The sequence below is a fragment of the Pseudomonas sp. BE134 genome (genome assembly GCF_031456105.1).
In the GTDB taxonomy this organism is placed as follows: domain Bacteria; phylum Pseudomonadota; class Gammaproteobacteria; order Pseudomonadales; family Pseudomonadaceae; genus Aquipseudomonas.
In genome coordinates this window covers 11,946-24,408 of record NZ_JAVDUA010000023.1, presented here as the reverse complement: position 1 = coordinate 24,408, position 12,463 = coordinate 11,946, and the positions used below count along the sequence as shown (strand labels likewise).

10 protein-coding genes are annotated in these 12,463 nt (G+C 57.1%); 6 read left to right on the top strand and 4 right to left on the bottom strand.

What is annotated here, in order from left to right; genetic code table 11:
• Window positions 1-73: 73 nt before the first annotated feature.
• The gene (locus J2Y56_RS19105; protein ID WP_310352007.1) at window positions 74-1,486 is read left to right on the top strand and encodes a coniferyl aldehyde dehydrogenase; all 1,413 of its coding nucleotides are present in this window, start codon (window positions 74-76) and stop codon (window positions 1,484-1,486) included.
• Between the two features lie 57 nt (window positions 1,487-1,543).
• On the opposite strand, the gene J2Y56_RS19100 is transcribed toward J2Y56_RS19105, so the two are convergent.
• Both J2Y56_RS19100 and J2Y56_RS19095 read right to left on the bottom strand, forming a co-directional pair.
• Window positions 1,544-2,191: a TetR/AcrR family transcriptional regulator gene (locus J2Y56_RS19100; RefSeq protein ID WP_310335315.1), complete on the bottom strand. Its 648-nt coding sequence runs from the start codon at window positions 2,189-2,191 to the stop codon at window positions 1,544-1,546.
• A gap of 10 nt (window positions 2,192-2,201) precedes the next feature.
• Window positions 2,202-2,990, bottom strand: a complete 789-nt coding sequence (locus tag J2Y56_RS19095) for an enoyl-CoA hydratase/isomerase family protein (protein ID WP_310335316.1) — start codon at window positions 2,988-2,990, stop codon at window positions 2,202-2,204.
• A 143-nt stretch (window positions 2,991-3,133) separates the two neighbouring features.
• Here J2Y56_RS19095 and J2Y56_RS19090 point away from each other — a divergent pair, with 143 nt between their 5' ends.
• From J2Y56_RS19090 to J2Y56_RS19070, 5 genes are all read left to right on the top strand, one after another.
• Window positions 3,134-4,276, top strand: a complete 1,143-nt coding sequence (locus J2Y56_RS19090; protein ID WP_310335317.1) for an acyl-CoA dehydrogenase family protein — start codon at window positions 3,134-3,136, stop codon at window positions 4,274-4,276.
• Window positions 4,273-5,394: an acyl-CoA dehydrogenase gene (locus J2Y56_RS19085; RefSeq protein WP_310335318.1), complete on the top strand. Its 1,122-nt coding sequence runs from the start codon at window positions 4,273-4,275 to the stop codon at window positions 5,392-5,394. Before J2Y56_RS19090 ends, J2Y56_RS19085 begins: the two co-directional genes overlap by 4 nt.
• A gap of 118 nt (window positions 5,395-5,512) precedes the next feature.
• Window positions 5,513-6,562, top strand: a complete 1,050-nt coding sequence (locus J2Y56_RS19080) for a Zn-dependent alcohol dehydrogenase (RefSeq protein ID WP_310352003.1) — start codon at window positions 5,513-5,515, stop codon at window positions 6,560-6,562.
• Between the two features lie 93 nt (window positions 6,563-6,655).
• Window positions 6,656-7,765 carry a CaiB/BaiF CoA-transferase family protein gene (locus J2Y56_RS19075; RefSeq protein ID WP_310335321.1) on the top strand — a complete coding sequence of 370 codons (1,110 nt, stop codon included), beginning with the start codon at window positions 6,656-6,658 and terminating at the stop codon, window positions 7,763-7,765.
• Window positions 7,766-7,893: 128 nt separating this feature from the next.
• Window positions 7,894-9,219: an MFS transporter gene (locus tag J2Y56_RS19070; protein ID WP_310335322.1), complete on the top strand. Its 1,326-nt coding sequence runs from the start codon at window positions 7,894-7,896 to the stop codon at window positions 9,217-9,219.
• 803 nt (window positions 9,220-10,022) lie between these two features.
• On the opposite strand, the gene J2Y56_RS19065 is transcribed toward J2Y56_RS19070, so the two are convergent.
• The gene (locus J2Y56_RS19065; RefSeq protein ID WP_310352000.1) at window positions 10,023-11,507 is read right to left on the bottom strand and encodes a DUF5906 domain-containing protein; all 1,485 of its coding nucleotides are present in this window, start codon (window positions 11,505-11,507) and stop codon (window positions 10,023-10,025) included.
• A complete protein-coding gene (locus tag J2Y56_RS19060) occupies window positions 11,504-12,460 on the bottom strand; it encodes a toprim domain-containing protein (protein WP_310335324.1) in 957 nt (318 codons plus the stop codon). The genes J2Y56_RS19065 and J2Y56_RS19060 overlap by 4 nt, the downstream gene beginning before the upstream one ends.
• Between the last annotated feature and the right edge of the window lie 3 nt (window positions 12,461-12,463).

Below are 12,463 nucleotides of genomic sequence, written 5' to 3'. Positions count from 1 at the left end.
AGCGGCGCGGAAGCAGTACTCCGCGCCGACCTGAAGGGTCGTATCAACCCACAATGAGAAGGTAAACCCTCCAATGAGCAACATCGAACACCCTGAAGTGGTGCGCATGCGTGGCATTCTCGCCATGCAGCGGACCGCTTATCTGTCGAATGACATCTGGACTGCCGAACAACGCTGCGAACTGTTCGATCGCCTGATCGGCATGCTGGTCGAGTACAAGCAGGAAATCGTTGAGGCGACGGCGGCCGACTTTGGCCATCGCAGCCACGACCTGACTCGCATCATCGACCTGCTGGGTCCACTTTCGTCGTTGAAAAAAACCAAGGCCAGGATTGCCGAGTGGATGCAGCCCGAGCAACGTGCCGCCGATCGTGGCGAAGCCTGGATTCAGTACCAACCGCTGGGCGTGGTGGGTATTGTTACTGCCTGGAATTTCCCGGTGGGCATGGTCATCCAGGGGTTGGCCAGTGCGCTGTCCGCCGGTAACCGGGCGATGGTCAAAGTCTCGGAATTGAACCCCAAGTGTGCCGAGTTGATGCAACGGATGTTCAGCGCCACCTTCGCCGAGGATGAGATAGCCATCGTCACCGGCGGCGCCGAGGTCGGCCAGGCATTCTGCAGCCTGCCGTTCGATCATCTGCTGTTCACCGGAGCGAGCAGTGTTGGCAAGCATGTAATGCGCGCCGCCGCCGAGAATCTGGTGCCGGTGACCCTGGAGCTAGGTGGGAAGTCGCCAGCCATCGTTTCGCGTTCCGCTGACCTCAAGGCAGCAGTGAGCAAGATCATGGCGGGCAAGCTATTGAATGCCGGCCAGGTCTGCCTTGCGCCGGATCATGTGTTTATTCCCGAAGAGTCGATGGAAGAATTCATCGAGCATGCCAAGGCGGCGGTCGCCAAATCCTATCCGAGCCTCAAGGACAATCCGGATTACACCTCGGTCATCAACACCCGCCACTACGAACGCCTGCTGGGCTACCTTGAGGAGGCCCGTGCGGCTGGCGTCGAATTGATCGAGTTGAATCCGGCGCAGGAGGATTTCGCCGATCAGCCACATCACAAGATGATCCCGACCTTGCTGTGCGATCCGAGTGACGAACTGAAGATCATGCAGGACGAGATTTTCGGGCCGCTGTTGCCGATCAAGCCTTACAAGGACATGCATGAGGTGGTTGCCTACATCAACGCTCATCCGCGTCCGCTGGGGCTGTACTACTTCGGCAGCGATGCGGCCGAGGAAAAATTTGTCCTTGAACGCACCGTTTCGGGTGGAGTGACGATCAATAACGTGGCCCTGCACGCCAGTGTCGATAGTCTGCCTTTCGGCGGGGTTGGCAACAGCGGTATGGGCAGTTACCTGGGGCACCAGGGCTTTGTCACCTTCAGTCATCCGAAGCCGGTACTGCGCGCCGCAGACGGACCGGACATCACCCGGCCACCCTTCACCGAGCAGGTGCGGCAGATGGTGGATGCGATGATCAAGCGATAGTCTGGATGGATAGCGCCCACAGGTGAGAACCGGTGGGCGCTTTTTTATTGCCGCGATTTAATCGCAGGGCGAGGTCAGCAGGGTCTTGATCAGTCGAAGCAGTTGCTTATGCAGCAGCGCCGAGTCAGCCGTCGATGGATCGAGCAGCAACTGGAGCATCATGCCGCGCATCGTGCCAATCAGCACGGTGGCAGCTGTCAACGGATCGTTGTCGGCATGGATCTCGCCATTGCCGATGCCGATTTCGATCTGTTTGGCGAGGGTCATCCGTACGGAGTTGTTGTACTCGGCCAGTATCGCTGCGGATTCCGACTCCACCGTCACGCCCTCTGCCATCAAGGCGAGCAAAGCGCGGGCGTTGGTCCATTCGGCGTCGTCGCGCAGGAAGTACGCATCGATGTAGCCGAGCAAGGTGTCCAGTCCCGGCTCGCGTCGGGGCGCCTTGTCCTCGACGACATCCATGAACCTGGTATTCACGAACCCGGCCAAAGCCCGTAGCAGGCCAGCCTTGGTACCGAAGTGATGCGCTGCCAGGCCGCGACTGTAACCGGCTTGCAGACCGACTTCGGCCAAGGTGATGCCAATCCAGCCTTTGCGCGCGACGATCTGGCGTGCTGCCTCCAGCATGCAACGTTCTGCCTGGGCGCGCATTTCCACTTTGGATCGACGCGCAGTGTTCGGGGTGCTTTGGTCGGACGTGTTCATGGACGAATGATCAGTTACCGGTGAATTCAGGAACGCGACGCTCACGCATCGCCTTGTTGCCCTCGGCAAAATCGCTGGTGAGGACCTGCCACTCTTGCTCGGTGGCTTCGCGGTCGATTATTGCATCCACCGAGTCGGCGAGGCCGGCACGTAGGGTTTGGCGGCTCGACATGACGGCAAGGGGTGCACTCAGAGCGATTTCTTCAGCCAGGGCGCGAGCAGCCTGACGTTCTTCGCCAGGCGCCGCAAGCATATCCGCCAGACCGATACGGACAGCTTCTGCGCCATCGATGCGACGTCCGGTGGCGATCAACAAAGACGCCATCTGTAGGCCAACGATGCGCGGCAGCGTAACAGAAATGCCGAAGCCTTGGTGCATGCCCAGGCGATTGAAATTGGCAGAAAAACGGGCCTTCTCGCTGGTGACGCGATAGTCGCCGACGAGTGCCAGGCCCAAGCCTCCACCGATGGCGGCACCCTCTACCACGACGATCAATGGCTTGGCCGTGCGGAACAGGCCCACGGCGTGTTTGTACAGCTGACGAGGGTGGATTTTTTCACCGGTCTGCGCCAATCCACTGAAGTCGGCACCTGCACAAAAGGTCTTTCCTTCGGCTTGGAGAATAACGACGCGGCAGCTCGGCAGCTGGTCCAGATACTCCAGTGCGGCGAGCAGATCCAAGATCAGTTCCTGGTCGAAAAAGTTCAGCGGCGGACGGCTGAATTCGAGCGTGGCGATGTGTCCTTGCAATTCAAGGGTCAAGCCACGGCCGGGAGTGAAGGAGGCGAGGGTGGTCATCAGATACTCCGAATGGGACGGGAAAACAGACTGGATCGATGGCGCTTGATCCCGTTACAAGAATGCTGATAGCTTATTCGCTTGTTGGTCAGCCAACAAGCGACATTGGTCGCCTGTCCCTAAAAAATCAAAGAGCAAACACCATGCAGGCACTCGATATCAGGCCTTGTAGGCTGGACGCCAAGACGCAGGCGCTGCGTGCAGAAGTCCGTACTTTTCTCGCTGAAGAGCTCAAGCATTATTCGCCTGCCGATCGGGCCAAAGGGCTCGTCGGTCTTGTACCGGCATTCACCCGCAAGCTCGGCGAGCGCGGCTGGTTGGGCATGACCTGGCCCAAGCGTTACGGCGGCCACGAGCGCAGTGCACTGGAGCGTTACGTGGTTCTGGAAGAACTGCTAGCGGCAGGTGCGCCGGTTGGCGCGCACTGGGTGGCCGAACGCCAGAGCGGTCCGTTGCTGATCAAGTTTTCTCCGGAAGTATTGGCCCCGCAGATCGTCCCGGGCATCACCCGCGGTGAAACGCTTCTGGCGATCGGCATGAGTGAGCCCGACGTCGGTTCCGATCTGGCGGCTGTGCGCACCCGTGCGGAAAAAACTGAAGGCGGCTGGATCGTCAACGGCAGCAAGGTCTGGACCTCGGGCGCTCATCTGGCCCACTACATGATCACGCTGCTGCGCACCGGGCCGAAGGAGGAGGGCAATCGCCGCGCAGGCTTGTCCCAACTGCTCATCGATCTCAAGGCCCCCGGCGTGACCGTGCGCCCGATCTACAACATGCTCGGCGAGCATGATTTCAATGAAGTGTTTCTGGAAAACGTCTTCGTTCCCGATGATTTCGTTATTGGCGAGTTGGGCAATGGCTGGCTGCAGGTCACTGCGGAATTGGCCTTGGAGCGCAGTGGGCCTGAGCGCTACCTGAGTAGTACCCAACTGTATTTGGCGATGCTTGACGAGGCCGACCCGCAAGACACCCGGCATGCGGTGAGTCTCGGCCGTCTGGCGGCACGCTATGCCGCGCTGCGGCAGATGTCGCTGGGTGTCGCCGGCATGCTCGCCCGTGGAGAAAATCCGGCGATCCCTGCGACGGTGGTCAAGGACCAGGGTGCCTTGCTCGAACAGGCCATTCCGGAAGTCGCTCACGACCTGTTCGGTGACCAGCGCGAACCCGATTCCGATCTCGATCAGGTGATGCGCTTCCTGACTCAAAGCGCGCCTTCATTCTCGCTGCGTGGCGGCACTCGTGAAATTTTGCGCGGAATTATTGCCGGAGGCCTTGGACTGCGATGAATACAACAATCAATCACCAGGGTGTGGACGACGGCGTCCCTTCAGAAATGCAAACCATGATCGCCGACAGCGTCGAACGCCTGTTCGCCAGACAGGTCACGCGTGAATTGCTCGAACGCTTCGATGACGGCCATCGCGCCGATTCGCTATGGCAGATGGTCGTCGACAATGGCCTGCCCGGCGCGCTGGTCGCGGAAGCCGCGGGTGGCAGCGGTGCCAGCTGGCTGGACGCCAGTCCGGTGCTGCACGCCATCGGATATTGGCAGGCGCCTCTGCCCCTGGCAGAAACCATGCTCGGTGCAGCGCTGCTGGCACACGCCGGGATGGAAGTGCCGGAAGGTGCGATCACCTTGATTCAGGCCGGTCGCCTAGGCGATCTGCGACTGGATAAAGTCAGCGCACGCCTCGACGGCAGAGCCGTCAATGTACCGTGGGCACGCAGTTGTCGCTGGGCCGTCATTGCCGATGGCCAGCGTCTGGCGCTGGTCGACCTGCGTCAGGCGGCTATTACCTTGGCACCCGGTAGCAATTTTGCCGATGAAGAGCGAGATACGCTTGTTTTCGCCGACGCCAGCAGTCAGGCCATCGGTCAATTGCAACTGGCCGATCTGCAAGATCCGGTCTGGCATCTCGGTGCATTGGTGCGCGCTTGCACGCTGGTTGGCACGCTTGAAGCTGTCGTCGACAAAGCAGTGATGTATGCCAATGAACGTGTGCAATTCGGCAAGCCGATCGGCAAACAACAGGTACTGCAGCAATACCTGGCACAGATGGCCGGTGCCACCGGCGCTGCACGAATGGCTGTGCAAGTTGCCTTGCGCAGCGCGAGCGACCTGTTCACCGGGACGGCGGGCAGCCGCAGCACCCTGGCGTTCGATATCGCCGTGGCGAAGGTGTGTACCGGTGAGGCCGCGACGCTGGCCGCATCGGTGGCGCATCAGGTGCACGGCGCTATTGGTTTTACCCATGAACACACCCTGCATTTTGCCACGCGGCGTCTTTGGTCCTGGCGAGATGAATTCGGCAGCGATGCACATTGGGCCAAAGAGCTGGGGCAGGCCGCCATAGCTGCGGGTTCCGAGGGGTTCTGGGCAGGGTTAACCGATAGAAATTTGTGAAGACTCTGCCTGTTCAGGCATCGCGTCAGCTTGAGTGCTTGCGCTAGCAAAACAAAAACAACAATTTTCATCGAGGTAAATCATGAAAGCAGCCGTATTCCACACACCTGGATCCCCTTTGACTATCGAGAACGTCGGGATCAGCAAACCAGGGCCGCGTGAAGTCCTGGTACGCACTGTCGCTGTAGGGGTCTGCCACTCGGACTTGCATGTCGTCGACGGGATGTATCCGCATCCGGCCCCCGTGGTGCTTGGCCACGAGGCGGCCGGAATTGTCGAACAAGTGGGCTCGGACGTCCGTACTGTCAAACCGGGTGATCACGTGGTCACGTGCCTGTCGGTCTACTGCGGCCATTGTGCCCATTGCGTCACTGGTCACTTGTCGCTGTGCGTATCTCCGGAAACCCGTCGCAGCAAGGGTGACGAACCACGCCTGACCTACGTGCAAAAGCCCATGCCGCAATTTGCCAACCTGTCCGCCTACGCTGAACAGATGCTGGTCCATGAACATGCGCTGGTCGCCATTCGCCGCGATATGCCGCTCGACCGCGCCGCGCTGCTTGGTTGCGCTGTTACTACCGGCACCGGCGCGGTATTCAACACCGCCAAAGTTCGTCCAGGTGAAACCGTGGCTGTACTGGGGTGTGGCGGCATCGGCCTGGCTGCGATCAATGGTGCGGTACTGGCCGGTGCCGGCCGCATCATTGCCATCGACATGCTCGATTCGAAGCTGGAACTGGCCAGGCAGTTTGGCGCCACCGATGTCATCAATGCGAAGAATGGCGATACGGTTCAACAGGTCATCGAGCTGACCAGAGGCGGCGTCGACCACTCATTCGAGTGTATCGGCCTCAAGCAGACGGCCGAGCAGGCATTCGGCATGCTCAAACGTGGTGGCTGCGCGACGATCATCGGCATGATGAAACCGGGCACCAAGCTTGAGATCGATCCTTTCCAGCTTCTGCAGGCCCGCCGCATTCAAGGGTCAATCATGGGTTCGAACCGTTTTCCGGTCGATCTACCGAGCCTGACCGATTTCTATATGCAGGGTCGACTCAAACTCGACGAGATGATCTCGCAGCGCATCAAACTCGAAGACATCAATATCGCCTTCGACGAGATGCGTCGCGGCGAGCTGGCGCGTTCGGTGATTGTCTTCGACCAGTGAGTGTCGGGTGAATGGTCGGGCGGGGTTGCGCGCAGACGCGGTAATGCCCTGGCCCTGACCGGCAATGTACAACCGGATGAAAAGAGGATAGCCATGCTTGGTGACATCAAAATCGTAGAAATCTGCGGCATCGGTCCCGGGCCGTTTTGTGCCATGCATCTGGCCGATCTGGGGGCGCAAGTCATCGCTGTTGAACGTGGCGAAGCTGTCTCTGTTACAGGCGAGAAGAACGCTTCTAAAAGCGCGATGAATCGTGGAAAGCGCTCCGTGGTAGCCGACCTGAAAACACCTGAGGGGCGCGAGACCGTACTGAAGCTGATCGAAAGCGCGGACGCGCTGATCGAAGGCATGCGCCCGGGTGTGATGGAACGTCTCGGGTTGGGGCCAGAGGTTCTGCTGGCACGTAATCCGAAGCTGGTTTACGGGCGCATGACGGGCTGGGGTCAGAATGGCCCGATGGCTCAGGCGGCAGGTCATGACAACAACTACATCTCGCTGTCAGGGGCGATGTATTACTGCGGGACTGAGGGCGAAGCGCCGTCTTCGCCCATCACACTCATCGGCGACATTGGCGGTGGGGCCCTTTATCTCACAATCGGTCTGCTGGCGGGCATCCTCAATGCGCGCACTACGGGTAAAGGCACCGTGGTCGATGCCGCCATCGTCGATGGTTCGGCGCACATGATGCAGTTGTTGATGTCGATGGCACCCCGTGGCGGAATTCAGGAGCAGCGGGGCAAGAGCATGCATGACAGCTCCCATTTCTATGGCACTTACCGTTGCGCGGATGGCCATTACATTTCCCTGGGGGCCATGGAGCCACAGTTTTATGCGCTACTCCTGGAAAAGCTGGAGCTGGTCGACGACCCTCGCTTTATCCGGCAATGGGACATGAGTCGTTGGGGAGAAATGCGTTCGGCGTTCGAGACAATCTTCAGCAGCCGTACACGCGAGCTGTGGAGCGAACTGCTCGAGGGGACAGACGTGTGCTTCGCTCCTGTGCTCAGCCCGCAGGAGTCATCCGGACATCCTCACATGGTCCATAGGGATGTGTACTTCGAGCGCGACGGCATGTTGCAGGCTCACCCTGCACCGCGCTTCGATGGTCAGGTAGTCATGCCGGGAACAATACCGACGCGTGGCGAACATACCGAACAAGTCAGAATGGCACTTGAGTCCAATAGCCAGGGTCTTTGGTTATGAAACATCGCTGGTAGGCATTCGCCACAGCTCGAGCGCTGCGTGCTTTGATTTATATGTCGTAACTTCAAGTCGTTTGAGCGAGTTCACTCACGATAGCCACAATAATAATATCCTATCGAGGTTTTTGCATGACTGTATTGACCGCTGCTGCACCTCTTGAGTTTGTGAATGCCGATCGCGTGTACCGCAAAGTCACTATCCGGCTTCTGCCGTTCCTTTTTATTTGTTATGTCGTCAACTATATCGATCGCGCAAATATCGGCTATGCCAAGTTGCAGTTTACTCAAGATTTGGGTTTCTCTGACGCGGTGTATGGCTTGGGCGCCGGTCTCTTTTATATCAGCTACTTATTGTTCGAAGTGCCAAGCAATTTGTATCTGCAAAAGATCGGAGCACGTGCAACGCTTACCCGCATCATGATCATCTGGGGTATCGCTTCAGGAATGACGTGTCTGGTAACTACGCCAATGCAACTGTATGTAGCTCGCTTTGTCCTCGGTGCCGCCGAAGCCGGCTTCTTCCCCGGTGTTGTTTTGTACCTCAGCTACTGGTTCCCGGCAGCGCGGCGCGGACGCATCAGCTCAATCCTGTTAATGGCGGTAGCCACCGCTGGTTTGCTTGGGGGCCTGGTGTCCGGTTGGATTATGCACGAGGCTGATGGGCTGCTCGGTCTGCGTGGCTGGCAGGCGCTGTTTATCATCGAAGCAATTCCGGCGGTGTTGCTCGGTCTGACAGTGTATTGGGTACTCGACGATTCACCGCAAAAAGCCAAATGGTTATCGCCGGCCGAAAAAGAGATGATACGTCAGGATCTGGAAAACGATCAGGCGGCCAAGGCTCACACTGGGCATTCCGGTTTGTTTAGCGCCTTGCGCGATACGCGTGTTTATCTTTTGGCCCTGGTTTATTGTGCAGTTTGCGCAGGTTCTGGAGTGATCAGCATCTGGGGGCCGTCGATTATTAAAAGCGCCGGGGTTACTGATCTCAAGCAAGTCGGCTTTTTGATGATGCTCCCGTTTGCAACGGCAACTATCGTAATGTATTTGGTTGGCCTCAACTCCGATCGCATGTTGGAGCGTCGTTGGCATGTGGTAGTGCCGTCCCTGGCGGCGGCGGTTGCCTTTTTCGTGCTCAGCCTGCCTGATCTCGGTGCGACGGTAACCGTTGTGATGTTGTGCCTGGCTACGGCAGGCGTGTACTCGGCCTCGTCAATTTTCTGGGCTATCCCGCCCACTTATCTTGGCAAGAATACAGCAGCAACCGGGATCGCCTTTATTAGCAGTGTCGGCGCAGGGGTCGCAGGCTTCGGTGCCGCTGCTTTGCTGGGTTGGATTAAAACAGAAACGGGTAGCTTGAGTGCCGGCTTATTTACAGTCGGCGTTTTGATTATTCTAGGGTGTTGGCTTTTGATCGCTTGCATGCCTGGTCATTTGCTTGGAATCAAGCGCGCATAAGGTCTTTGGAGCTCCGGTATAGACGCCTCTGCCCCCTTTTTTCAGTCCTGACCATCGGCTACCGATCGAAGGGAAAATAGCGGAAGTAGAAGGGGATTCAGAAGTAGCGGTACGTCGAATGCTCCGCTGGCTAAAACGACCGCTTTTGGCTGTTTTTTGCCTGTCGCGAAGAACAGCAATCGATCGCAGGCTATGTGAAAATATTTTAGAGCAGGTCTGACAAGAAGAAGCAGAAGCACAATCGCGCTCGTGCGCAAATTTCAGGCAGATGATTAATCAACACATGCAGATTTTACGTACAACGCAGATTTCAAAAGGGTGCATCCGTTTTCATACAGACCGGGTTGGAAACCTTCGCGTTTAGTACCACCTCTACATTCCAAGGCGATGCTTCGAATTTAATTCAGACATACATTTTCTCCGATACTGGTCACTAGTTTTGCGCTACGGACTCGGCGAATATCGGGCTTCGAATTACCCGCGTAGCTGGTTTCGATGGAAGGACCCTTACCGGGGGGGGGTAGTGGCACGTAGGTGACGTGCCTCATGTGGGTGGTGGTCCAGGTTATAAAATCAGCGTGGACCCTTTAGCGTCCGAGTTTGCTGAGGTGACCCAAGTGGTCCAAGTGGTCCAAGTAAGAAATTAATCAAAGTAATTTTCCTGCCAATTCGTCTGCTCTAATCGCAGAATCGCAAGAGGAGGCATTTGGCGTGGTCCACCTGGGCCACTTGGACCAATGCCTCTCGGACAAAGTTTTGCGTGGTTGGAGTTGGCCTCAGAGTGGACACGCGCCAAGTCGTTTTCATTCGTCTATTCGCTTCCAATCGGAGCACTGAGCAAATACCTCGACCTTATGCGCCTTCTCAAAGCAACGGGCCGCATCTTCCCATCGTGGGAGAAGCCACATCCGGGGGCGTGCGGGTCGCTTACCCCGCCTCGTTTTGACGCCAAGGCTTTTGATTATCTCCTGGCTGAATGCGCTTTCGCCAGGCAGGTGGATTTTACCCCGACTTCGCGCATGCTCAATAAAAGCCTTGTAAACGATTTCCTTCTTCACAGCGGCGCCAGGCATCCAATCGACTCCGGCGAGATGCTGCCCCAGCAAGGAGTCGAGGAGGAAAGTACTGACAGGGGATAGGCTGTGCATTCGTTGGTTTTTAAGGCCGGGTGTCTCCGGTACTGCACGTAAGTTCACGCTGGACAAGTCGAAACGCAGCAGCAGCAGCCCAAGCAATGCCCGATATCCGAGTCCGCTGTGCGATTTCATTTGGTTGTCTATTGCCGCGAAATAGGCATGGTCTTGCGCCCGCCGATCTCCCACGTCCAATACGAAGTATCGACGTTCGTCGGAAGCCGCCGGCACGGCCCAATCGTCGTTTGTGATGAGCATGATGCGGCTTACGCTTGGCATTTCGATTGGGTCAACGCCTTTCGCCTCGATGATCTGTGTTTCGGACGTTATGAGGTCTTGCAGTGGTCCAATTGCTGCACGATCTCCGCTCCAGAACGACTCCTCAGCCACTATTAGCAACTTGTCTGCGAGATGCCGGTTGAAATTGCCTACCAAGTGCCGTGAATGTGAAATCTTTATCGCATGCCTGCCGAGCAGATAGCGCACTGTTTCGCCCAGCTTAGATTTACCGGTGCCACGCGGTCCGCGCATCACCAAGGCTACTCCAGGTTTAACGTTTGGGTTGTTGAACATATCGGCCAGCCATGCCAGCAGATAACGGAACAGTTCGCGACTGCCACGACAGAGATTGTATTTCATATGGCTGAGCAGGCGGCGGCACTTCAGACCGCACCCCAATAGTGACGCTTCAAGCGGTTGTACGGTATAGCCTTGCCACAGATTGTAGAAATGCTCTGGTACCTGTTCGTTTGGCGCAAAGGTGACACCTGCATACGTTCGGCGGTGGGCCGATTTCAGCCACAGGTCAGCTACTTGCGCCATTTTTTTATTACCATCGGCTCCAATGGGGACACGGAAATTTGCAAAATACGTCCTCATATCGGCCATGCTTAAAAATTGAATTTCGTGTTGCCCTCTACATCCAGTCGTCTCGCGCAATACAAGTGCCTTGGGGCCTACAAGAACTAATGCATGGTTACGATTCAGTTCCTCAATGGCCTGGTCCGCCGGATTGAGCGACCGGTCGAAACTAACGTGATACTCACTAGGTGGAAAATCGTCGATAGATGGGAACTCACTCCCGTTCGTGTGATATTCCAGCGGTTCTTCAATCATTTTTTTGAGCGATGAGACAGTTTTTTTCTCCTGATTCATTTATCCGCTCTCCATTGCCGAAAATCGTTGAAGTCGGTCAACTCCGGGGGGGCATCGTCCGGCCAGTCAGGAAACATCAGTTTGCAGCCGAGCGCGGCGGCGGCCTTGGTTGCTGCCATCCTGCCAGGATTGCCTTCAGTCTTGCGGTCGTCGTCGCCAGCAAAGATCAGCACAGCTTCGGGATAGCGCTGGCGTAAGTGCTCGCCCACGGCCAGCAGGTTCCCGCAATCCATCGCGCAGGCTACTGCGTGCCCGGTCTCCTCGTGGATAGTCACTCCAGTTGCCCAACCTTCGCAGATGTATAGAGGCTCTCCAGGGGTTACTTTGCCGAGGGGCGAGTAGCAGCCCTTAACCATGCCGCCACGAAGGAATCGCTTTTCGCCATTCGGTTTGATGCGCTGCAAGCTGACCAGATTGCCTTCGAAGTACAGCGGAATTAGCAATTCGCTCCCACGCTGACGAGCGTTATGCGGCTTGATGCCTTTCCGGATCAGATAGGGATGGTTTGGGGTAGCATGGCGTGCCTGCCGCCACCAACGGTTGGCCTTCTCAGCAGCTTGTTCTTGGCACCGGTGCAGTTTGGCCTCGTGCAGCAGTTTTGCATGCATGTGCTGCTGGCGAATTAGGTGTCTCTCCAGCGGGTTCGCAGGTGCTCGGCTGTTCCAGCGATGAATCTCATCGGCTTTCCAAGTGCCGAAGCGGCCCCAGGCGATGATACCTATGTGCAACACATACCAGCCATTGCGGGTGCCGGAACGGTCGCCAGGTACATGGAAGCGATGAGGCTTCCCATCAGCTAGCGGAGGGGGAATTTCTCGCCCAAATACATCTGTCATTGCATTCCAAAATGCATTGACTGGGCAGTCGTCGCCAGTAGTGGTAATTTGGGGGTGTTTAGTGTGTTTTTGATAGAGCCCGGTTGCAGCCGGGCTTTGTCGTTTCTGGTAAGGCATTTT

Coding starts and splice junctions, on each gene's coding strand:
- J2Y56_RS19075 (WP_310335321.1), top strand. CDS start 6,656: ATGCTTGGTGACATCAAAATCGTAGAAATCTGCGGCATCGGTCCCGGG.
- J2Y56_RS19105 (WP_310352007.1), top strand. CDS start 74: ATGAGCAACATCGAACACCCTGAAGTGGTGCGCATGCGTGGCATTCTC.
- J2Y56_RS19060 (WP_310335324.1), bottom strand. CDS start 12,460: ATGCCTTACCAGAAACGACAAAGCCCGGCTGCAACCGGGCTCTATCAA.
- J2Y56_RS19100 (WP_310335315.1), bottom strand. CDS start 2,191: ATGAACACGTCCGACCAAAGCACCCCGAACACTGCGCGTCGATCCAAA.
- J2Y56_RS19070 (WP_310335322.1), top strand. CDS start 7,894: ATGACTGTATTGACCGCTGCTGCACCTCTTGAGTTTGTGAATGCCGAT.
- J2Y56_RS19085 (WP_310335318.1), top strand. CDS start 4,273: ATGAATACAACAATCAATCACCAGGGTGTGGACGACGGCGTCCCTTCA.
- J2Y56_RS19065 (WP_310352000.1), bottom strand. CDS start 11,507: ATGAATCAGGAGAAAAAAACTGTCTCATCGCTCAAAAAAATGATTGAA.
- J2Y56_RS19090 (WP_310335317.1), top strand. CDS start 3,134: ATGCAGGCACTCGATATCAGGCCTTGTAGGCTGGACGCCAAGACGCAG.
- J2Y56_RS19095 (WP_310335316.1), bottom strand. CDS start 2,990: ATGACCACCCTCGCCTCCTTCACTCCCGGCCGTGGCTTGACCCTTGAA.